33 protein-coding genes are annotated in these 20,208 nt (G+C 67.4%); 1 reads left to right on the forward strand and 32 read right to left on the reverse strand.

What is annotated here, in order from left to right; all coding sequences use genetic code 11:
• Positions 1–76 precede the first annotated feature (76 nt).
• From rpsI to AC069K_RS27030, 3 genes are all read right to left on the reverse strand, one after another.
• Positions 77–595: a 30S ribosomal protein S9 gene (rpsI, locus tag AC069K_RS27020; protein WP_358836279.1), complete on the reverse strand. Its 519-nt coding sequence runs from the start codon at positions 593–595 to the stop codon at positions 77–79.
• A 47-nt stretch (positions 596–642) separates the two neighbouring features.
• Positions 643–1,086: a 50S ribosomal protein L13 gene (gene rplM, locus AC069K_RS27025; RefSeq protein WP_101389615.1), complete on the reverse strand. Its 444-nt coding sequence runs from the start codon at positions 1,084–1,086 to the stop codon at positions 643–645.
• Positions 1,087–1,398: 312 nt separating this feature from the next.
• Complete coding sequence (locus AC069K_RS27030; RefSeq protein WP_365105694.1) at positions 1,399–3,021, reverse strand: ABC-F family ATP-binding cassette domain-containing protein; 1,623 nt, start codon at positions 3,019–3,021, stop codon at positions 1,399–1,401.
• A 56-nt stretch (positions 3,022–3,077) separates the two neighbouring features.
• On the opposite strand from AC069K_RS27030, the gene AC069K_RS27035 reads away from it, so the two are divergent.
• Positions 3,078–3,929 carry a hypothetical protein gene (locus AC069K_RS27035; protein ID WP_358836281.1) on the forward strand — a complete coding sequence of 284 codons (852 nt, stop codon included), beginning with the start codon at positions 3,078–3,080 and terminating at the stop codon, positions 3,927–3,929.
• A gap of 31 nt (positions 3,930–3,960) precedes the next feature.
• Here the strand turns inward: AC069K_RS27035 and truA are convergent, their stop codons facing one another.
• The 29 genes from truA to rplD form a co-directional block, all read right to left on the reverse strand.
• Positions 3,961–4,827 (reverse strand): tRNA pseudouridine(38-40) synthase TruA, encoded by an 867-nt coding sequence (gene truA, locus AC069K_RS27040; protein WP_358836282.1) that lies wholly within the window; start codon positions 4,825–4,827, stop codon positions 3,961–3,963.
• An 85-nt stretch (positions 4,828–4,912) separates the two neighbouring features.
• A complete protein-coding gene (rplQ, locus tag AC069K_RS27045; RefSeq protein ID WP_358836283.1) occupies positions 4,913–5,404 on the reverse strand; it encodes a 50S ribosomal protein L17 in 492 nt (163 codons plus the stop codon).
• A 197-nt stretch (positions 5,405–5,601) separates the two neighbouring features.
• Positions 5,602–6,624 carry a DNA-directed RNA polymerase subunit alpha gene (locus AC069K_RS27050; protein ID WP_010473911.1) on the reverse strand — a complete coding sequence of 341 codons (1,023 nt, stop codon included), beginning with the start codon at positions 6,622–6,624 and terminating at the stop codon, positions 5,602–5,604.
• Between the two features lie 140 nt (positions 6,625–6,764).
• A complete protein-coding gene (rpsK, locus tag AC069K_RS27055) occupies positions 6,765–7,169 on the reverse strand; it encodes a 30S ribosomal protein S11 (protein ID WP_006376016.1) in 405 nt (134 codons plus the stop codon).
• Between the two features lie 66 nt (positions 7,170–7,235).
• The gene (gene rpsM, locus AC069K_RS27060) at positions 7,236–7,616 is read right to left on the reverse strand and encodes a 30S ribosomal protein S13 (RefSeq protein WP_146481856.1); all 381 of its coding nucleotides are present in this window, start codon (positions 7,614–7,616) and stop codon (positions 7,236–7,238) included.
• A 186-nt stretch (positions 7,617–7,802) separates the two neighbouring features.
• Positions 7,803–7,916: a 50S ribosomal protein L36 gene (gene rpmJ / locus AC069K_RS27065; protein ID WP_003956441.1), complete on the reverse strand. Its 114-nt coding sequence runs from the start codon at positions 7,914–7,916 to the stop codon at positions 7,803–7,805.
• Between the two features lie 28 nt (positions 7,917–7,944).
• Complete coding sequence (gene infA, locus AC069K_RS27070) at positions 7,945–8,166, reverse strand: translation initiation factor IF-1 (RefSeq protein ID WP_003956442.1); 222 nt, start codon at positions 8,164–8,166, stop codon at positions 7,945–7,947.
• A 185-nt stretch (positions 8,167–8,351) separates the two neighbouring features.
• Positions 8,352–9,197 (reverse strand): type I methionyl aminopeptidase, encoded by an 846-nt coding sequence (gene map, locus AC069K_RS27075; protein ID WP_365105701.1) that lies wholly within the window; start codon positions 9,195–9,197, stop codon positions 8,352–8,354.
• Positions 9,198–9,328: 131 nt separating this feature from the next.
• Positions 9,329–9,988, reverse strand: coding sequence for an adenylate kinase (locus AC069K_RS27080; protein WP_365105704.1), 660 nt, complete (start codon positions 9,986–9,988; stop codon positions 9,329–9,331).
• Positions 9,988–11,301: a preprotein translocase subunit SecY gene (secY, locus tag AC069K_RS27085; RefSeq protein WP_101389608.1), complete on the reverse strand. Its 1,314-nt coding sequence runs from the start codon at positions 11,299–11,301 to the stop codon at positions 9,988–9,990. The genes AC069K_RS27080 and secY overlap by 1 nt, the downstream gene beginning before the upstream one ends.
• A 216-nt stretch (positions 11,302–11,517) precedes the next feature.
• Entirely contained in the window at positions 11,518–11,973 is a 456-nt protein-coding gene (gene rplO, locus AC069K_RS27090; protein ID WP_358835985.1) for a 50S ribosomal protein L15, read from the reverse strand.
• A gap of 1 nt (position 11,974) precedes the next feature.
• Complete coding sequence (gene rpmD, locus AC069K_RS27095; RefSeq protein WP_005313525.1) at positions 11,975–12,157, reverse strand: 50S ribosomal protein L30; 183 nt, start codon at positions 12,155–12,157, stop codon at positions 11,975–11,977.
• Entirely contained in the window at positions 12,157–12,759 is a 603-nt protein-coding gene (gene rpsE / locus AC069K_RS27100; protein WP_017239585.1) for a 30S ribosomal protein S5, read from the reverse strand. Before rpsE ends, rpmD begins: the two co-directional genes overlap by 1 nt.
• A gap of 46 nt (positions 12,760–12,805) precedes the next feature.
• Positions 12,806–13,189, reverse strand: coding sequence for a 50S ribosomal protein L18 (gene rplR, locus AC069K_RS27105; RefSeq protein ID WP_358835984.1), 384 nt, complete (start codon positions 13,187–13,189; stop codon positions 12,806–12,808).
• A gap of 3 nt (positions 13,190–13,192) precedes the next feature.
• Positions 13,193–13,732 (reverse strand): 50S ribosomal protein L6, encoded by a 540-nt coding sequence (gene rplF / locus AC069K_RS27110; RefSeq protein WP_365105709.1) that lies wholly within the window; start codon positions 13,730–13,732, stop codon positions 13,193–13,195.
• Positions 13,733–13,753: 21 nt separating this feature from the next.
• On the reverse strand, positions 13,754–14,152 hold the full coding sequence (gene rpsH / locus AC069K_RS27115) for a 30S ribosomal protein S8 (RefSeq protein WP_067163170.1): 399 nt from the start codon (positions 14,150–14,152) through the stop codon (positions 13,754–13,756).
• Between the two features lie 211 nt (positions 14,153–14,363).
• Positions 14,364–14,549, reverse strand: coding sequence for a type Z 30S ribosomal protein S14 (locus AC069K_RS27120; protein WP_003948630.1), 186 nt, complete (start codon positions 14,547–14,549; stop codon positions 14,364–14,366).
• A gap of 5 nt (positions 14,550–14,554) precedes the next feature.
• Positions 14,555–15,112: a 50S ribosomal protein L5 gene (rplE, locus tag AC069K_RS27125; protein ID WP_358835982.1), complete on the reverse strand. Its 558-nt coding sequence runs from the start codon at positions 15,110–15,112 to the stop codon at positions 14,555–14,557.
• Positions 15,112–15,435, reverse strand: coding sequence for a 50S ribosomal protein L24 (rplX, locus tag AC069K_RS27130; RefSeq protein WP_067163164.1), 324 nt, complete (start codon positions 15,433–15,435; stop codon positions 15,112–15,114). The genes rplE and rplX overlap by 1 nt, the downstream gene beginning before the upstream one ends.
• Positions 15,436–15,437: 2 nt before the next feature.
• A complete protein-coding gene (gene rplN, locus AC069K_RS27135) occupies positions 15,438–15,806 on the reverse strand; it encodes a 50S ribosomal protein L14 (RefSeq protein ID WP_053727611.1) in 369 nt (122 codons plus the stop codon).
• A gap of 98 nt (positions 15,807–15,904) precedes the next feature.
• Positions 15,905–16,189, reverse strand: a complete 285-nt coding sequence (gene rpsQ / locus AC069K_RS27140) for a 30S ribosomal protein S17 (RefSeq protein ID WP_358835981.1) — start codon at positions 16,187–16,189, stop codon at positions 15,905–15,907.
• Entirely contained in the window at positions 16,189–16,413 is a 225-nt protein-coding gene (rpmC, locus tag AC069K_RS27145) for a 50S ribosomal protein L29 (RefSeq protein WP_067163159.1), read from the reverse strand. The genes rpsQ and rpmC overlap by 1 nt, the downstream gene beginning before the upstream one ends.
• A complete protein-coding gene (rplP, locus tag AC069K_RS27150) occupies positions 16,413–16,832 on the reverse strand; it encodes a 50S ribosomal protein L16 (protein WP_358835980.1) in 420 nt (139 codons plus the stop codon). Before rplP ends, rpmC begins: the two co-directional genes overlap by 1 nt.
• 5 nt (positions 16,833–16,837) lie before the next feature.
• Positions 16,838–17,680, reverse strand: a complete 843-nt coding sequence (gene rpsC, locus AC069K_RS27155) for a 30S ribosomal protein S3 (protein WP_358835979.1) — start codon at positions 17,678–17,680, stop codon at positions 16,838–16,840.
• Positions 17,680–18,027, reverse strand: a complete 348-nt coding sequence (gene rplV, locus AC069K_RS27160; RefSeq protein ID WP_004571827.1) for a 50S ribosomal protein L22 — start codon at positions 18,025–18,027, stop codon at positions 17,680–17,682. The genes rpsC and rplV overlap by 1 nt, the downstream gene beginning before the upstream one ends.
• A 41-nt stretch (positions 18,028–18,068) precedes the next feature.
• A complete protein-coding gene (gene rpsS, locus AC069K_RS27165; protein ID WP_067163154.1) occupies positions 18,069–18,350 on the reverse strand; it encodes a 30S ribosomal protein S19 in 282 nt (93 codons plus the stop codon).
• A gap of 12 nt (positions 18,351–18,362) precedes the next feature.
• Complete coding sequence (gene rplB, locus AC069K_RS27170; RefSeq protein WP_344074965.1) at positions 18,363–19,199, reverse strand: 50S ribosomal protein L2; 837 nt, start codon at positions 19,197–19,199, stop codon at positions 18,363–18,365.
• Positions 19,200–19,238: 39 nt separating this feature from the next.
• Positions 19,239–19,559 carry a 50S ribosomal protein L23 gene (gene rplW / locus AC069K_RS27175; RefSeq protein ID WP_358835988.1) on the reverse strand — a complete coding sequence of 107 codons (321 nt, stop codon included), beginning with the start codon at positions 19,557–19,559 and terminating at the stop codon, positions 19,239–19,241.
• Positions 19,556–20,206 (reverse strand): 50S ribosomal protein L4, encoded by a 651-nt coding sequence (gene rplD, locus AC069K_RS27180; protein ID WP_067163149.1) that lies wholly within the window; start codon positions 20,204–20,206, stop codon positions 19,556–19,558. Before rplD ends, rplW begins: the two co-directional genes overlap by 4 nt.
• Positions 20,207–20,208 lie beyond the last annotated feature (2 nt).

Consider the following 20,208-nt stretch of genomic DNA (forward strand, 5'->3'; position numbering starts at 1 on the left):
TCAAAAACAACGCCGCCCCGGCAGCACCAAGAGTGCTGCCGGGGCGGACGAGAGCCGTACAGGCGGCAGGCGCGGTTTAGCGCTTGCTGTACTGCGGGGCCTTGCGGGCCTTCTTGAGACCGGCCTTCTTGCGCTCGACCGCACGGTCGTCGCGGGAGAGGAAGCCGGCCTTCTTCAGCGCCGGGCGGTTGTTCTCGACATCCGCCTCGTTCAGCGCACGGGCCACGCCGAGGCGCAGGGCGCCGGCCTGGCCGGACACGCCGCCACCCGAGATGCGGGCGATGACGTCGTAGCGGTTGTCGAGCTCGAGCACCTTGAAGGGCTCGTTGACTTCCTGCTGGTGGACCTTGTTCGGGAAGTAGTCCTCGAGCGTACGCCCGTTGATCTTCCACTTGCCGGTGCCCGGGACGATCCGGACGCGGGCGATGGCGTTCTTGCGACGGCCCAGGCCGGCGGCCGGCTGCGGGTCGCCGAAGCGGGACGCCAGGGACTCGGTGGTGTACTCGCCCTCGACGGGGACCTCGGACTCGAAGGTGGTGACCTCCGCGTAGGTCTCTTCGCCCTCGACGGGGGTCTCGACAGTGGTCTCGGCCACGATGCTCCTCAGATTCTTTTCTGTCTTAGGGGGTGTGGTGGCCGGAACTACTGCGCGACCTGGGTGATCTCGAACGGCACCGGCTGCTGGGCAGCGTGGGGGTGCTGGTCGCCCGAGTAGACCTTCAGCTTCGAGAGCATCTGACGGCCCAGGGAGTTCTTGGGGATCATGCCTCGGATGGCCTTCTCGACGGCCTTCTCCGGGTTGTTCGCCAGGAGGTCGTCGTAGCGCACGGAGCGGAGACCGCCCGGGTAGCCGGAGTGGCGGTAGGCCAGCTTCTGCTCGCGCTTGTTGCCGGACAGGTGAACCTTGTCGGCGTTGATGATGATGACGAAGTCACCCATGTCCATGTGGGGCGCATAGACGGGCTTGTGCTTGCCCCGGAGGAGGTTCGCAGCGGTCGTCGCGAGACGGCCCAGGACGACGTCCTGGGCGTCAATGACGTGCCACTGGCGAGTGATGTCGCCGGGCTTGGGGCTGTACGTACGCACGGTCGTAGCCTTCGCTTCTTCAGTGGATGGGGTCCAGAAACATTGCACCCTGAAGCGATCATGCAGCTTGGGCTCACAATGCCGGGGACGCTGCCCGTATGCGAGCCACTGGTAACTGCTCCAGAGAACCTACGTAGTGGCCCCTCGCGTGAGAACGACCAAGCCAATACGCATAACGAACCAGAAGAATACCCACGCTCCCCCGCGCCGGTCAAAACGCCCCCGGTACGGCCCGTCCTCCGGCTGCGGCCGAGTGGGGGGCGAAAGTGGCGCACCGCAGGGGGCCCGGGGGCGCAGCACCCCGGAAGACCCCTATCGAGCCCGCTCCACCCGGCGCTCGTCCCACACCGGCTCCGCGCTCTCGCGCACCACCCCGTCCGACCCGAACACCAGGTACCGGTCGAAGGCGCGGGCGAACCAGCGGTCGTGGGTGACGGCCAGCACCGTCCCCTCGTACGCCTCCAGCCCGTCCTGGAGCGCCTCCGCCGACTCCAGGTCGAGGTTGTCCGTCGGCTCGTCCAGGAGCAGCGCCGTGGTCCCGGCCAGCTCCAGCAGGAGGATCTGGAAGCGCGCCTGCTGCCCGCCGGAGAGCCGCTCGAACGCCTGGTCCCCCTGCCGCTCCAGCTCGTACCGCCGCAGCACCGACATCGCCCCGCCCCGGTCCTTGGCGTGCTCCGTCCACAGGATGTCGACGAGCGTGCGCCCGAGCAGCTCGGGGTGCGCGTGCGTCTGCGCGAAGTGGCCGGGCACCACCCGCGCCCCCAGCTTCCACAGACCCGTGTGCGCCACCGAGGGATCCCCCGCGAGGAGGCGCAGGAAGTGCGACTTGCCCGAGCCGTTCGACCCCAGGACCGCCACCCGCTCGCCGTAGAAGATCTCCAGCGAGAACGGCTTCATCAGCCCGGTCAGCTCAAGGTTCTCGCAGGTCACGGCCCGTACACCGGTACGGCCGCCGCGCAGCCGCATCGTGATCTCCTGCTCGCGCGGCGGCTCCGGAGGCGGCCCGGCCTCCTCGAACTTCTTCAGCCGCGTCTGGGCCGCCGCGTACCGCGAGGCCAGCTCGTGGCTGACCGAGGCCGCCTGCCGCAGCGAGACCACCAGCTTCTTCAGCTGGGCGTGCTTCTCCTCCCAGCGCCGCTTCAGCTCCTCGAAGCGGGCGAACCGCTCCTTGCGGGCCGCGTGGAAGGTGTCGAAGCCGCCGCCGTGCACCCACACGTCGGAGCCGTCGACCCCGGGCTCCACCGCGATGATCTTCTGGGCGGCCCGGGAGAGCAGCTCCCGGTCGTGCGAGATGAACAGCACCGTCTTGCGCGTGGCCCGCAGCTGGTCCTCCAGCCACCGCTTGCCGGGTACGTCCAGATAGTTGTCCGGCTCGTCGAGCAGCAGCACCTCGTCGGAGCCGCGCAGCAGCGCCTCCAGCACGAGCCGCTTCTGCTCACCGCCGGAGAGCGTGCGCACCTCGCGGAACTGGGCCTTGTCGTACGGGACGCCGAGGGCGGCCATCGTGCAGACGTCCCACAGGGTCTCGGCCTCGTACCCCCGCACGTCCGCCCAGTCGGAGAGCGCCTGCGCGTACCGCATCTGCGCGGACTCGTCGTCCACCGTCATGATCAGGTGCTCGGCCTCGTCCACGGCCTTCGCCGCCGCCCGGATCCTCGGCTGCGCGACCGACACCAGCAGGTCCCGTACGGTCGTGTCGTCCCGCACCGAGCCCACGAACTGCGGCATCACACCGAGCCCGCCGCCCACGGAGACGGTCCCGCCGTGCGGCTGGAGCTCGCCGGAGATCATCCGCAGCAGGGTGGTCTTCCCGGCGCCGTTCGCCCCGACCAGGGCCACCACCGCACCCTCCCCCACCCGGAACGACGCGTCGGCGAGCAGGACCCGCCCGTCCGGCAGGTAGTACTCCAGGTGTGCGGCTTCTACATGTCCCATGGGCGGATTGTCGCCCACCCCGTACTCGCGCTCACAATCGAATTAAGATGCGCGCCATGAGCTTTGGGCAAGGGGGACCCGCATGGGGCCCGGGGGACAACGGCACACCGGACTGGGCGGCGCTCGCCGACGAGGCCGCCGCGCGGGGCCGCAAGAAGCGCTGGCTGCTGATCGGCGGTGGCGCGCTGGCCACGGCGGCGGTGGTGGCGATCGTCGCCACGGCCATCGTGAGCTCCGGTGACTCCAAGGACGGCGCCGACGGGAAGTCCCCCAGCGAGCTGCCCTCCGCCCAGACGCTGCCCAGCGGCACCGCCGAGCCGCAGCCGTCGTTCTCCTCGGTGGCGCCGCCGCCCCCGCCCAACCCGCACGACTTCATATCCAGCGCCAAGAAGGACAAGGCGCCGCTGAGCGCCGACACGCTCTTCCCGGGCAAGACGCTGAAGATGGGCGACCGCACCTACACCAAGGGCGCCACCGCCCGCACCACCGACTGCGCCGCCGCCACCCGCGGCTCGCTCGGCTCGGTGCTCACCTCCAACGGCTGCGACCAGGTCATCCGGGCCACCTACGTCCGGGACGGCGTCGCCGTGACGATCGGCGTGGCCACCTTCGAGACCGAGGCCAAGGCGCAGCGCGCCAAGCAGCAGGCGGGCATCGGCCTCGCCCCGCTCGCGGGATCGGGGGTCCCCGGCTTCTGCGACGGCGGCCACGCCGTCTGCCGCAACACGTCGAACTCGTACGGCCGGTACGCCTACTTCGGCATCAGCGGCTACACCAACGGCAAAAGCGTCACCAAGGGCGACAAGAACGCCTTCGCCCCCGGCGACGACCTGGCCGAGTTCACCTTCCGCCAGATCGTCGCCCGGGGCGAACAGCAGGCCCAGGCGGCGGCGGCCCCGCCCGTCTGAGCCCCGGCGCACCGGGCCCGGGGGCGGCCCCTCAGCAGCAGCCCGCCCCCGGCCCGCTCCCCGGCAGCGTCCGCATGTTGCGGGCCTCGCGGCTGCGGGCGGCAAGGAGTTCGTCGGCGGGGTAGCCGACCTCCTCCAGGGTCAGCCCGTGCGGCTTGACCACGTGCACGGACGAGTCCCGTACGGCCGCGGCCAGCACCTTGCCCGGCCACTCCACCCCCCGGTGCCCGTCCCCCACGTACAGCAGCGCGCCCACCAGCGAGCGCACCATGTTGTGGCAGAAGGCGTCGGCGCGGACCGTCGCGGTGACGACGCCGTCCTCGCCCCGCGTCCAGGAGAGCTCCTGGAGGGTGCGGATGGTGGTGGCGCCCTCGCGCTTCTTGCAGTACGCGGCGAAGTCGTGCTCGCCGAGCAGCGCGGCCGAGGCGGCGTTCATCGCCTCGACGTCCAACTCCCAGTCGTGCCACAGCACATGGCCGCGCAGCAGCGGGTCGACCCCGCCGGGGTTGTCGGTCACCCGGTAGGCGTACCGCCGCCAGATCGCGGAGAAGCGCGCGTTGAAGCCGCTGGGGGCCTCGGCGACGCGCCAGATCCGCACGTCGTGCGCCAGTCGACCCGCGAGCCGCCGCAGCAGCTTCTCGCGGTGCTCGGCCCAGACCTCCTCGGGCAGGTCGACGTGGGCCACCTGGCCGCGCGCGTGGACGCCCGCGTCGGTACGTCCGGCGACGGTGAGGTCGTACGTCCGGGACGACCGGGTCACCGTCCGCAGCGCGTTCTCGATCTCACCCTGGACGGTCCGCCGGCCGCTGGGCTGCTTGGCCCAGCCGGAGAAGTCCTTGCCGTCATAGCTCAGGTCCAGCCGCACCCGGACCAGGCCGGGCTCCACCTCATCACTCACGAACAGAATCCTCTCAGAGCGGCGGGAAAACGGAACGGGCCCGTCCCCCAGGGGGAACGGACCCGTCCGTCGGTCTGCGGAACGCTTACGCGTCCTTCGACTCCTCCGCCGGAGCGGCGTCCTCGGCCTCGGTCGCCTCGGCGCCCTTGGCCTCGTCGGCCTCCTTGACGGCGCGCTTGGTCGCGGCCTCGGCCTCGGCGACGGTCGCCTTCTTGGCGATCTCGCCCTCGACCAGCTCGATCACGGCCATCGGCGCGTTGTCACCACGGCGGTTGCCGATCTTGGTGATACGGGTGTAACCACCCGGACGCTCCGAGTACCGCGGGGCGATCTCGGTGAAGAGGGTGTGGACGATGCCCTTGTCGGTGATCGTCTGCAGCACCAGGCGACGGTTGTGGATGTCGCCCTTCTTCGCCTTGGTGATCAGGCGCTCGGCGACCGGACGCAGGCGGCGGGCCTTGGCCTCGGTCGTGGTGATGCGGCCGTGCTCGAAGAGCGACTTCGCCAGGTTGGCGAGGAGCAGCTTCTCGTGCGCGGCGCTGCCGCCCAGACGGGCACCCTTGGTGGGACGCGGCATGGTGTTTCTCCTTGGTGTCTGCCCCGGCCGTATCAGGTACCGGGGTCAGTATCCGAGCAGGCGGTTACCTGTCGGAGATCCAGGCTCCCGAAGGGGCCTGGAAGGGGCGCGGGGCGGTGTCGATATGCGACTCCGTCGCGTGGGCGCGACCAGCCACAGCCGGTCCGCGGAAGCAGTACGGCCTCCCCGCGGAGCGCTTAGTACTGCTCGGTCTCCACGAAGCCCGCGTCCGCGTCGTCGTCGGCGCCGAAGGCGTCGGCGGCGGCGGTCGGGTCGAATCCGGGCGGGCTGTCCTTGAGGGCCAGGCCCATGCCGGCCAGCTTCGCCTTGACCTCGTCGATCGACTTCGCACCGAAGTTGCGGATGTCGAGCAGGTCGGCCTCGGAGCGGGCGACGAGCTCACCCACGGAGTGGATGCCCTCGCGCTTGAGGCAGTTGTACGACCGAACGGTGAGCTCCAGCTCCTCGATCGGCAGGGCGAGGTCGGCGGCCAGGGCGGCGTCCGTCGGGGACGGGCCCATGTCGATGCCCTCGGCGTCGATGTTGAGCTCGCGCGCCAGACCGAACAGCTCGACCAGGGTCTTGCCGGCCGACGCCATGGCGTCACGCGGACGCATGGCCTGCTTGGTCTCGACGTCGACGATCAGCTTGTCGAAGTCGGTGCGCTGCTCGACACGGGTCGCCTCGACCTTGTACGTGACCTTGAGCACCGGGGAGTAGATGGAGTCGACCGGGATACGGCCGATCTCCTGGCCCAGCTGCTTGTTCTGCACGGCGGAGACGTAGCCGCGACCGCGCTCGACGGTCAGCTCCATCTCCAGCTTGCCCTTGCCGTTGAGCGTGGCGAGGACGAGGTCCGGGTTGTGCACCTCGACACCGGCCGGGGGCGCGATGTCGGCGGCGGTGACCAGGCCCGGGCCCTGCTTGCGCAGGTACATCACGACCGGCTCGTCGTGCTCCGAGGAGACGACCAGCTGCTTGATGTTGAGGATGAGGTCGGTCACGTCCTCCTTGACGCCCGGCACGGTGGTGAACTCGTGCAGAACGCCGTCGATCCGGATGCTGGTGACAGCGGCGCCCGGGATCGAGGAGAGGAGGGTACGGCGGAGCGAGTTGCCGAGGGTGTAGCCGAAGCCCGGCTCCAGCGGCTCGATCACGAACCGGGAGCGGTACTCGTCGACGACCTCTTCGGTCAGCGAAGGACGCTGAGCGATAAGCATGTGTGTTCCTTCAGTCGTGGGCGCCCACTATTTGACGCCCTCGGGGTACTGCGTACTGCAAGGGTACGGGCGGCAGCCCCCCGGAGAGGGGTTCTGCCGCCCGAAACCTCAAGCCCTGCCGGCAGTCCGGCGACCGTGCGTCAGACGCGGCGGCGCTTGGGCGGACGGCAGCCGTTGTGCGGCGTCGGGGTGACGTCCTGGATCGAGCCGACCTCGAGGCCGGTGGCCTGGAGGGAGCGGATCGCGGTCTCACGGCCGGAGCCGGGACCCTTGACGAAGACGTCGACCTTGCGCATGCCGTGCTCCTGCGCGCGGCGGGCGGCCGACTCGGCGGCCATCTGCGCGGCGAACGGAGTCGACTTGCGGGAGCCCTTGAAGCCGACGTGGCCGGCGGACGCCCAGGAGATCACGTTGCCCGCGGGGTCCGTGATCGAGACGATGGTGTTGTTGAACGTGCTCTTGATGTGCGCGTGGCCGTGAGCGACGTTCTTCTTTTCCTTGCGGCGCACCTTCTTGGCAGCGCCCTGACGACCCTTGGGGGGCATCTATAACTCCTACGGGAGGTGGTCGGTCCTACAGCGAAGACCGCTGAGTAAGCGTCCGGCTGAGGACTACTTCTTGCCCGGCTTCTTCTTGCCGGCGATCGCGCGACGCGGGCCCTTGCGGGTACGGGCGTTCGTGCTGGTGCGCTGGCCGTGGACCGGAAGGCCACGACGGTGACGCAGACCCTGGTAGCAACCGATCTCGACCTTGCGGCGGATGTCGGCCTGGATCTCGCGGCGGAGGTCACCCTCGGTACGGAGGTTGGCGTCCACGTACTCGCGGATCTTGACCAGGTCCTCTTCGGCCAGGTCACGAACGCGGGTGTTCGGGTTCACGCCGGTGGAGGCGAGGATCTCCTTGGACCGGGTGCGCCCGATACCGAAGACGTAGGTGAGTGCGATCTCCACGCGCTTTTCGCGCGGGATGTCAACACCGGAAACGCGTGCCATTCAATGGCTCCTGTGTGTTCGGGGGTCTTCCGCAGAACCGTTCCCGACCGCCGTACTAGGTACGGATCGGGTCCCCGGCCCCCGCCGGAGGTGTCGCCGACCCTGTGTGGGCTGGGCGGGCTCTGCGTATGTACGTTTTCGTGCGTCGCGCGAAGAACTGCGTAAGTGCAGGTCGGTCGGCGTGCGTCAGCCCTGGCGCTGCTTGTGGCGCAGGTTGTCGCAGATGACCATGACCCGGCCGTGACGGCGGATCACCTTGCACTTGTCGCAGATCTTCTTGACGCTCGGCTTGACCTTCATGGGATTCAGGTTCTCCGGGTCGTGAGATCTACTTGTACCGGTAGACGATCCGGCCACGCGTCAGGTCGTACGGAGAGAGCTCCACCACGACCCTGTCATCGGGGAGGATGCGGATGTAGTGCATCCGCATCTTGCCGCTGATGTGCGCGAGGACTTTGTGACCGTTCTGGAGCTCCACCTTGAACATGGCGTTCGGGAGGGACTCGATCACGGTGCCCTCGATTTCGATGGCACCTTGCTTCTTGGCCACGCTTCGCCTTTCGAATCGGCTACCTTGATCGACTCCCGCGATCGTGTGCGGACACACTGATACACGAGAGCCGACGCATCAGTCTACGTCAGGGCACCCGAAAAGACGAATCAGGGAAGTTTGCCCTCTAGCGTAGATCGTTAAGCGGACAACCCGGGACGCGCCGGACCGACGCCCCCGCGGCCTCAGCCCAGCGGGTCCGGCGCCGTCGTCACGCCGTACTCGGCCAGCTTTGCCTTGCCGCAGTCCGGGGAGGTCAGGACGATCGGGCCGGCCTCGGTCAGGGCCACCGAGTGCTCCCAGTGCGAGGACCAGGTGCCGTCCGTGGTGATGACCGTCCAGTCGTCCTCCAGGACCTCCGTGCGCGGGGTGCCGAGCGACACCATCGGCTCGATGGCCAGGCAGAAGCCGGGGACCAGCTTCGGGTTGTGGCGGCCGAGGAGGCGGCGCTTGTCCACGTAGTTCAGCAGGTGGGGGTCCATGTGCATCTCGGAGCCGATGCCGTGGCCGCCGTACTCCTCGATGATCCCGTACTTGCCCTTCGGCGGGCGCGGCTGGCGGCGGATGTAGCTCTCGATCGCCCGGGAGACGTCCACCAGGCGGTTGCCCTTCTTCACCGCCGCGATCCCGGCCCACATCGACTCCTCGGTGACCCGGGAGAGCTCGATCAGCTCCGGAGCGTGGCCGGAGCCCACGAAGGCGGTGAAGGCCGCGTCCCCGTGCCAGCCGTCGACGATCGCGCCCGCGTCGATGGAGATGACGTCGCCGTCCTTCAGGACGGTCTTCTCGTCCGGGATGCCGTGGACGACGACCTCGTTGACCGAGGTGCAGATGGTGGCGGGGAAGCCGCCGTACCCCAGGAAGTTCGACTTGGCGCCGTGCTCGGCGATCACCTTGCGGGCGACCTCGTCCAGGTCCCTCGTCGTGGCGCCGGGCACTGCGGCCTCGCGGGTCGCCGCGTGGATGGCGGCGACGACCAGCCCCGCCTCGCGCATCTTCGCGATCTGCTCGGGGGTCTTGATCTCCACCATGGCGGCTGACGCCTTTCTGAGTACGGATACGGGGGTACGTCAACGATACGGCCCGCCGGACCCGCACACGGCAGCGGCCGCGGCGCCCCCGCAAGGGGCACCGCGGCCGCGAACCGCGTACGGATGAGGTGTCAGGCCGTCTTCTCGGCCTTCAGAGCGTGCATCGCGCGCTCCGTGACCTCGTCGACCTTGCCGAGCGCCGAGATCGTCACGACCAGGCCCTGGGCCCGGTAGAAGTCGATGATCGGCTCGGTCTCGGTGTGGTAGACCTCCAGGCGCTTGCGGACCGTGGCCTCGGTGTCGTCACCGCGCTGGTACAGCTCGCCGCCGCAGATGTCGCAGACACCCTCGGTCTTCGGCGCGTTGTAGGCGACGTGGAAGACGTGCGCGGAGTCGGTGCGGCAGATGCGCCGGCCGGCGATCCGCTTCACGACCTCGTCCTCGGGCACTTCGAGGTCCAGGACGGCGTCGAGCCGCACGCCGTCCGTCTTCAGCGCCTCGTCGAGGGCCTCGGCCTGGACCACGTTGCGCGGGAAGCCGTCGAGCAGGAAACCGCTCTGCGCGTCCGGCTGAGCCATGCGGTCCTTGGCCATCCCGATGGTGACCTCGTCGGGCACCAGGTTGCCCGCGTCCATGTACGCCTTGGCCTGCTTGCCCAGGTCCGTGCCCTGGCTGATGTTGGCACGGAAGAGGTCGCCCGTGGAGATGTGCGGGATCCCGAGGTTCTTGGCGAGGAACGCGGCCTGCGTTCCCTTGCCGGCACCGGGCGGCCCGACGAGGACGATTCGCATCAGCGGAGGAACCCTTCGTAATTGCGCTGCTGGAGCTGGCTCTCGATCTGCTTCACGGTCTCCAGACCCACACCCACGATGATGAGGATGCTTGTCCCGCCCAGCGGGAAGCTCTGGTTGGCCCCGAAGATCACCAACGCCATCGTCGGTACGAGCGCGATCAGTCCCAGATACAGCGACCCCGGCCAGGTGATCCGGTTGAGCACGTAGCTCAGGTACTCAGCAGTAGGTCGACCAGCCCGGATGCCCGGGATGAAGCCACCATACTTCTTCATGTTGTCGGCGACTTCCTCGGGGTTGAACGAGATCGCCACATAGAAGAAGGCGAAGAACACGATCAGGAGGAAGTAGCTGATGATGTAGTACGGGTGGTCGCCCTTGACGAAGTTGTCCTTGATCCAGGTGGCCCAGCCCGAGGTCGAGTTCGAGAACTGTACGACCAATGCGGGGATGTAGAGCAGCGAGGACGCGAAGATGACGGGAATCACACCCGCCTGGTTGACCTTCAGCGGGATGTAGGTCGAGGTACCGCCGTAGGAACGGCGGCCGATCATGCGCTTCGCGTACTGCACCGGGATACGGCGCTGGGCCTGCTCGACGAAGACCACCAGGGCGACCATGACCAGGCCGACCAGGATGACGGTGCCGAACTCGATCCAGCCCTGGGCCAGGTGCCCCTGCTTCTTGATGGCCCACAGCGAGGTGGGGAAGCTGGAGGCGATCGAGATGAACATCAGGATCGACATGCCGTTGCCGATGCCGCGGTCGGTGATGAGCTCACCGAGCCACATGACGGCGGCGGTGCCCGCGGTCATGGTGATGACCATCGTGATGGTGGTGAAGATCGACCGGTTGGGCACGATCTCGCTGGCGACCTGGCAGCCGCTGAACAGCGCACCCGAGCGGGCGGTGGCCACCAGGCCGGTGCCCTGGAGGATCGCCAGGGCGACCGTCAGGTAACGCGTGTACTGCGTGATCTTGGCCGTGCCGGCCTGGCCCTCCTTCTTGAGGGCCTCCAGACGCGGGATCACCACGGTCAGCAGCTGCAGGATGATGCTCGCCGTGATGTACGGCATGATGCCCAGCGCGAAGATCGTGATCTGCAGCAGCGCGCCGCCGCTGAACATGTTCACCAGGCCGAAGAGGCTGTTGCCCTGCTGGGCCTGGTCGACACAGATCTGAACGTTCTTGTAGCTCACACCCGGGATCGGGACGTGCGTCCCCATCCGGTAGAGCACGATGATGCCGAGCGTGAAGAGCAGCTTCTTGCGCAGGTCAGGCGTCTTGAACGCCTGGGCGAACGCGGTGAGCACGGTGCCTCCTGCGACCCCCGCGCCAGGTGCGCAAGAGGTGACGGTCTTGAGGATCGACGAATACGAATGAGTCAGAGGAACCGGACGGCATACCGCACGGAAACTTAGACAGTGCACGCCACCTTACCGGCGACCCTGCCCCCCTAGGAACGACCAACCGGGGATGCCCCATATGAGAGGGCATCCCCGGTCGGATGTTCAGGCCAACGAGCTGTCTCAGACGAGCTCGGTGACGGTGCCGCCGGCGGCGGCAATCTTCTCCTTGGCGGAGCCGGAGACGGCGTCGACCGTCACCTGCAGCGCCACGGAGATCTCGCCCTGGCCCAGGACCTTGACGAGGCTGTTCTTGCGCACGGCACCCTTGGCGACCAGGTCGGCAACGGTGACTTCGCCACCCTCGGGGTAGAGGGCGCCGAGCTTGTCCAGGTTCACGACCTGGTACTCGGTGCGGAACGGGTTCTTGAAGCCCTTCAGCTTCGGAAGACGCATGTGGAGGGGCATCTGGCCACCCTCGAAGCGCTCCGGAACCTGGTAACGGGCCTTCGTACCCTTGGTACCACGGCCGGCCGTCTTACCCTTCGACGCCTCACCACGACCCACACGGGTCTTGGCGGTCTTGGCGCCCGGGGCGGGACGGAGGTCGTGGGCCTTGAGCGGCTTGTTCTCCGCCATGTCAGTCGACCTCCTCAACCGTCACGAGGTGGCGGACGGTGTGCACCATGCCGCGGAACTCGGGACGGTCCTCCTTGACAACCACGTCGTTCAGGCGCTTGAGCCCGAGCGAACGCAGGGTGTCGCGGTGGTTCTGCTTGCTGCCGATGTACGACTTCGTCTGCGTGATCTTGAGGCGGGCCATTACGCACCCGCCCCGGCACGCGCACGAAGCAGAGCCGCGGGGGCGACGTCCTCGAGGGGCAGACCGCGGCGGGCCGCGATCTCCTCGGGACGCTGCAGGCCCTTGAGGGCCGCCACGGTCGCGTGCACGATGTTGATCGCGTTGTCGGAGCCGAGCGACTTCGACAGGATGTCGTGAACGCCGGCGCACTCCAGGACGGCGCGCACCGGGCCACCGGCGATAACACCGGTACCGGGGGAAGCAGGCTTCAGCAGGACGACGCCCGCGGCCTTCTCACCCTGGATGGGGTGCGGGATGGTGCCCTGGATGCGGGGAACCTTGAAGAAGTTCTTCTTGGCTTCCTCGACACCCTTGGCGATGGCCGCGGGAACTTCCTTGGCCTTGCCGTAACCGACACCTACGGTGCCGTCACCGTCGCCCACCACGACCAGCGCGGTGAAGCTGAAGCGGCGACCACCCTTGACAACCTTGGCAACGCGGTTGATCGCGACAACGCGCTCAACGTAGGCGGTCTTCTCGGCGGCAGCGCCACCGTCGCGACCCTTCCGGTCCCGCCGCTCGCCGCCACCGGCACCGCTTCCGCGGCGCTGGGGTCCAGCCATTGGATTTACCTCTCTCTGTTACGTCCGTTAGTCCCGGAACCGGGGCTTAGAACTTCAGCCCGGCTTCGCGGGCGGCGTCAGCCAGAGCGGCAATGCGCCCGGCGTACCTGTTGCCACCACGGTCGAACACGACGGCCTCGACACCGGCGGCCTTGGCGCGCTCGGCGACCAGGGCGCCGACCGACTTGGCCTGCGCGGACTTGTCGCCCTCGCTGCCGCGGATCGACGCGTCCAGGTTCGACGCCGACGCCAGGGTGTGACCCTTGATGTCGTCGATGACCTGAGCGGTGATGCCGCGGTTGGAACGCGTCACGACGAGGCGCGGACGCTCCGCCGTACCCGACACGTGCTTGCGGATGCGGACGTGGCGGCGCGCCTTGGCCGCACGCTTGTAAGCGTCGCCCTTGGCGATCTTCACACCGTATGCCATGGCTTACTTACCAGCCTTTCCGACCTTGCGGCGGATGACCTCGCCGGCGTACTTGACGCCCTTGGCCTTGTACGGGTCGGGCTTCCGCAGCTTGCGGATGTTCGCCGCGACCTCGCCGACCTTCTGCTTGTCGATGCCCTCGACCGAGAACTTCGTGGGCGTCTCGACCTTGAAGGTGATGCCTTCGGGGGCCTCGATGGTGATCGGGTGGCTGTATCCGAGCGCGAACTCCAGGTTGGAGCCCTTCGCCTGGACGCGGTAACCGACACCGCTGATCTCGAGCGCCTTGGTGTATCCCTGGGTCACGCCGGTGATCATGTTCGCCACCAGCGTGCGGGACAGGCCGTGCAGGGCCTTGTTCTGACGCTCGTCGTTGGGACGGGTGACGTTGAGAACGCCGTCCTCGCCCTTAACAATCTCGATCGGCGCGGCAACGGTGTGCGTGAGGGTGCCCTTGGGGCCCTTCACGTTGACCGTACGGCCGTCGATGGTGACGTCCACACCAGCGGGAACCTGGATGGGGAGCTTGCCGATTCGCGACATTAGCTTTTCCTCCGTTCCCGACTACCAGACGTAGGCGAGGACTTCCCCACCCACGCCCTTCTTGCCTGCCTGCTGACCGGTCAGGAGACCGTGGGACGTGGAGATGATCGCCACGCCCAGGCCGCCGAGGACCTTCGGCAGGTTGGTGGACTTCGCGTACACACGCAGACCCGGCTTCGAGATCCGCTTGATGCCGGCGATCGAGCGCTCGCGGTTCGGGCCGAACTTCAGCTCGAGGACGAGGTTCTTGCCGACCTCGGCGTCCTCGACCTTCCAGCCGGTGATGAAGCCCTCCTGCTGGAGGATCTCCGCGATGTGCGACTTGATCTTGCTGTGCGGCATCACGACGGTGTCGTGGTACGCCGAGTTAGCGTTACGCAGACGAGTGAGCATGTCTGCGATGGGGTCAGTCATGGTCATGAATTGGCCTTCGGCCTCTCTCGCCGGGGTTTCCTGTATGCGCCATCCCTCTCCCCACTCATGGGCGGGACGGGTGCGGTGCGGGGACCTACGGCGTAGTAAGTCGTCTGGGCGGCGGACGCCCAACCCTCCTAGCCTAAGCCATGGAGGGAGGGGCCTCCGCCCACCCTTTACTTACCGAGAGACTCCGGAAAAACCCGAAAAACGGGGTTTACCAGGAGCTCTTGGTCACGCCCGGCAGCTCGCCACGGTGAGCCATCTCACGAAGGCAGACGCGGCACAGGCCGAACTTGCGGTACACGGAGTGGGGGCGACCGCAGCGCTGGCAGCGGGTGTACCCACGCACACCGAACTTGGGCTTGCGGGCAGCCTTCGCGATGAGAGCCTTCTTCGCCATCTCGCTTACGCCTCCTTGAAGGGGAAGCCGAGGTGACGAAGGAGGGCACGGCCCTCGTCGTCGTTGGTCGCCGTGGTGACCACGGTGATGTCCATACCCCGGGTACGGTCGATCTTGTCCTGGTCGATCTCGTGGAACATGACCTGCTCCGTGAGACCGAAGGTGTAGTTGCCACGGCCGTCGAACTGCTTCGGCGACAGACCGCGGAAGTCACGGATACGCGGCAGCGCGAGCGACAGCGTACGGTCCAGGAACTCCCACATGCGGTCACCGCGGAGGGTGACGTGGCAGCCGATCGGCTGACCCTCGCGCAGCTTGAACTGCGCGATGGACTTCCGGGCCTTCGTCACGGCCGGCTTCTGGCCGGTGATCGTGGTCAGGTCGCGGATGGCGCCGTCGATCAGCTTGGAGTCGCGGGCGGCGTCGCCCACACCCATGTTGACGACGACCTTGACGAGGCCGGGGATCTGCATGACGTTCTCGTACGAGAACTCCTCACGCAGCTTGCCCGCGATCTCCTCGCGGTACTTCGTCTTGAGACGCGGAGTGGTGGTGGTAGCCATCAGATGTCCTCACCCGTCCGCTTGGCAACGCGAACCTTGTTGCCCTCGTCGTCGAAGCGGTAACCGACACGCGTGACGACCTTGTTGCCGTCCTTCTCCACGACGAGCTGAACGTTGCTCACGTGGATCGGGGCCTCGGTGGTCACGATGCCGCCGGTCTGCGAACCGCGAGCGGTCTGGCCGGCCTTCGTGTGCTTCTTGACCCGGTTGACACCCTCGACCAGGACGCGGTCCTCGCGGGGGAAGGCCGCGATGACCTTGCCCTGCTTGCCCTTGTCCTTACCGGTGATGACCTGAACCAGGTCGCCCTTCTTGATCTTCATGCTTACAGCACCTCCGGCGCGAGCGAGATGATCTTCATGAACTTCTTCTCGCGCAGCTCCCGGCCCACCGGGCCGAAGATGCGGGTGCCGCGGGGGTCGCCATCGTTCTTGAGGATGACGGCCGCGTTCTCGTCGAAGCGGATGTACGAGCCGTCCTGACGACGACGCTCCTTGACGGTGCGCACGACGACAGCCTTGACGACGTCGCCCTTCTTCACGTTGCCACCGGGGATCGCGTCCTTGACGGTGGCGACAATGACGTCACCGATGCCCGCGTAGCGGCGACCGGAGCCACCGAGAACACGGATGCAAAGGATCTCCTTGGCACCAGTGTTGTCGGCGACACGCAGTCGCGACTCCTGCTGGATCACGTCTATCTCCTGATCGTCTGCCGGTTCCCGGCCGGGGCCTGATCTCTCAAGCCCCGGCCGAGCCTGGCGGAACTGTTCCTGAGCGAGAGCTCAGGAAATTACTTGGCCTTCTCGAGGATCTCGACGATGCGCCAGCGCTTGGTCGCCGACAGCGGACGCGTCTCCATGATGAGGACGCGGTCGCCGACGCCGGCAGCGTTCTGCTCGTCGTGCGCCTTGAGCTTGTTCGTACGGCGGATGACCTTGCCGTACAGCGCGTGCTTCACGCGGTCCTCGACAGCGACGACGACGGTCTTGTCCATCTTGTCGCTGACGACCAGACCCTCACGGGTCTTGCGGAAACCGCGCGCTTCAGTCGTCTCAGTCACATTCTTCTCGCTCATCAGGCGCTCTCCACCGTCTCGATGCCCAGCTCGCGCTCGCGCATCAGGGTGTAGATCCGGGCGATGTCCTTACGGACGGACTTGAGCCGGCCGTGGTTCTCGAGCTGGCCGGTCGCCGCCTGGAAGCGGAGGTTGAACAGCTCTTCCTTGGCCTCGCTGAGCTTGGCAACAAGCTCCTCGTTGCCCAGTTCGCGCAGCTCGGACGCCTTGGTACCGGCCGACATCACGACTCACCTGCCTCGCGCCGAACGATCCGGCACTTCATCGGAAGCTTGTGAGCAGCGCGGGTGAGCGCCTCACGAGCAATCTTCTCGTTCGGGTAGGACAGCTCGAACATCACCCGGCCCGGGTGAACGTTCGCGACCCACCACTCGGGGGAACCCTTACCGGAACCCATGCGGGTCTCGGCGGGCTTCTTCGTGAGCGGGCGGTCCGGGTAGATGTTGATCCAGACCTTGCCGCCACGCTTGATGTGGCGGGTCATCGCGATACGAGCCGCCTCGATCTGGCGGTTGGTCACGTACGCCGGCGTGAGGGCCTGAATGCCGTACTCGCCGAACGCAACCGTCGTACCACCCTTGGCCATACCGCGGCGCTTGGGGTGGTGCTGCTTGCGGTGCTTGACCCTACGGGGGATCAGCATGTCGGTCAGGCCTCCGTTCCGGTGCTCTCAGCCGGAGCGGCGGCGGCGGGAGCCTCGGCCTTGGGGGCCTCGGCAGCCGGCGCAGCCTGCTGCGGCTTGCGGCCGCGACCGCCACGCTCGCCGCCACGACCACCGCGGCCACCGGCCGGACGGTCGTTGGCGCCACCACGGGCCGGGCGGTTACCCGCACGGGCCGCTGCGTTCTCGGCGCGGACCTCGGCGATGTTCTTGACATCGCCCTTGTAGATCCAGACCTTCACGCCGATGCGGCCGAAGGTCGTCTTGGCCTCGAAGAAGCCGTAGTCCACGTTCGCGCGGAGCGTGTGCAGGGGCACACGGCCCTCGCGGTAGAACTCCGAGCGGGACATCTCGGCGCCGCCGAGACGGCCACCACACTGGATCTTGATGCCCTTGGCGCCGGCCTTCATGGTGCCCTGCATGCTCTTGCGCATGGCACGACGGAAGGAGACGCGGGAGGAGAGCTGCTCGGCGACGGCCTGCGCGACCAGCTGAGCGTCCATCTCGGGGTTCTTGACCTCGAGGATGTTCAGCTGGACCTGCTTGCCCGTGAGCTTCTCGAGGTCGCCGCGGATGCGGTCGGCCTCGGCGCCACGGCGGCCGATGACGATGCCCGGACGAGCGGTGTGGATGTCCACACGCACGCGGTCACGGGTGCGCTCGATCTCCACCTTCGAGATGCCGGCGCGCTCCATGCCGGACGTCATCATCCGACGGATGGCGACGTCTTCCTTGACGTAGTCCTTGTACAGCTTGTCGGCGTACCACCGGGACTTGAAGTCCGTGGTAATGCCGAGCCGGAACCCGTGCGGGTTTACCTTCTGGCCCATTACCGGGTTCCTTCCTTGCTGCTGACGACCACGGTGATGTGGCTGGTCCGCTTACGGATCCGGTAGGCACGGCCCTGAGCACGCGGACGGAACCGCTTCAGGGTCGGGCCCTCGTCCACGTACGCCTCGCTGATGACCAGCGAAGAGGCGTCGGTGTGGTCGTAGTTGTGTGCAGCGTTGGCAATGGCGCTGTCCAGCACCTTGCCAACCGGCACGCTCGCGGCCTGCGGGGCGAAACGCAGGACCGCCTGAGCCTCCGTGGCATCCATGCCACGGATGAGGTCCACCACTCGGCGGGCCTTCATGGGCGTGACGCGGATGTACCGCGCCTGGGCCCTGGCTTCCATGGTTGTCCCTTCGGTGTAAGTCATAGTCGTTCCACCCCGCGTTAGCGGCGCTTCGACTTCCGGTCGTCCTTGACGTGGCCGCGGAAGGTGCGAGTCGGCGAGAACTCACCGAGCTTGTGGCCGACCATCGACTCGGTGACGAACACCGGGACGTGGGTCTTGCCGTTGTGCACCGCGATCGTGTGGCCCAGCATGCTGGGGATGATCATCGAGCGACGGGACCAGGTCTTGATGACGTTCTTGGTGCCTGCCTCGTTCTGTACGTCCACCTTCTTGATGAGGTGTCCGTCGACGAAGGGCCCCTTCTTGAGACTGCGCGGCATCTAAACCCGCTCCTAGCGCTTCTTGTTCGTCTTGCGGCGGCGGACGATGTACTTGCTCGATGCCTTCTTCGGCGAGCGAGTACGACCCTCCTTCTGACCCCACGGCGAGACCGGGTGGCGACCACCGGAGGTCTTGCCCTCACCACCACCGTGCGGGTGGTCAACCGGGTTCATCGCGACACCGCGGACGGTCGGGCGAACGCCCTTCCAGCGCATACGGCCGGCCTTGCCCCAGTTGATGTTCGACTGCTCGGCGTTGCCGACCTCGCCGATCGTGGCGCGGCAGCGGACGTCGACCAGACGGATCTCGCCGGACGGCATACGAAGGTGGGCCATCGTGCCCTCCTTCGCCAGCAGCTGCACGGAGGCACCCGCGGAACGGGCGAACTTCGCGCCGCCGCCGGGCCGCAGCTCGATGGCGTGGATGGTCGTACCGACCGGGATGTTGCGCAGCGCCAGGTTGTTACCGGGCTTGATGTCGGCGGCCGGGCCGTTCTCGACACGGTCGCCCTGGCTCAGGCCACGGGGGGCGATGATGTAGCGCTTCTCGCCGTCCGCGTAGTGCAGGAGCGCGATGCGCGCGGTGCGGTTGGGGTCGTACTCGATGTGAGCGACCTTCGCCGGAACGCCGTCCTTGTCGTGACGACGGAAGTCGATCACTCGGTAGGCGCGCTTGTGGCCACCGCCCTGGTGGCGGACGGTCACACGACCGGTGTTGTTACGGCCGCCCTTGCTGTGCAGGGGGCGGACCAGCGACTTCTCCGGCGTGGACCGCGTGATCTCGACAAAGTCGGCGACGCTGGAGCCACGACGGCCCGGAGTCGTCGGCTTGTACTTGCGGATACCCATTTCTCAGTCCTCGTCCGATATTCGGACCAGGGCGCTCCGTTAGGAGGCCTGGCCGAAGATGTCGATACGGTCGCCCTCAGCGAGGGTCACGATGGCGCGCTTCGTGTCGGCGCGCTTGCCGAAACCGGTCTTGGTGCGCTTGCGCTTACCCTGACGGTTGATCGTGTTGACCCCGGTGACCTTGACCGAGAAGACCGCCTCGACGGCCTGCTTGATCTGGGTCTTGTTGGCGCCGGGCGCGACGATGAACGTGTACTTGTTCTCGTCCAGCAGCGCGTAGCTCTTCTCGGAGACGACCGGCTTGATCAGCAGGTCGCGCGGGTCCGTGAAGGTCTTGCTGGTAACGGTCGCCGACATCAGGCGTCGCTCCCTTCGGTCTCAGCGGTCTGGGGGCCAGACACGAAGGACTCGAAGGCGGCCTGGGTGAAGACCACGTCGTCGGAGACGATCACGTCGTACGTGTTCAGCTGGCCCGGCTCCAGGATGTGCACCTGGGGCAGGTTGCGGGCGGACAGCCACGCGGCCTCGTCGGCGCGGTCGACGACCAGGAGCAGGTTCTTGCGCTCCGAGATCTTGCCGAACAGCGTCTTGGCGGCCTTGGTGGAAACCGCACCGTCGACCACGCCGGTGACGACGTGGATACGGCTGTGGCGCGCCCGGTCCGAGAGGGCACCGCGCAGGGCGGCGGCCTTCATCTTCTTCGGGGTGCGCTGCGAGTAGTCACGCGGCTGCGGGCCGTGGACGACGCCACCGCCGGCGAACTGCGGCGCGCGGGTCGAACCCTGACGGGCGCGGCCGGTGCCCTTCTGGCGGTAAGGCTTCTTGCCACCACCACGGACTTCACCGCGGGTCTTGGTCTTGTGCGTGCCCTGGCGGGCAGCCGCGAGCTGAGCGACGACGACCTGGTGGATCAGCGGAACGCTGGTCTTGGCGTCGAAGATCTCCGCGGGGAGCTCGACGGTCCCGGCCTTGTCGCCCGCCGGCGAAAGGATGTCAATGGTGCTCATCG

The sequence above is a fragment of the Streptomyces sp. NPDC043908 genome (assembly GCF_056435525.1).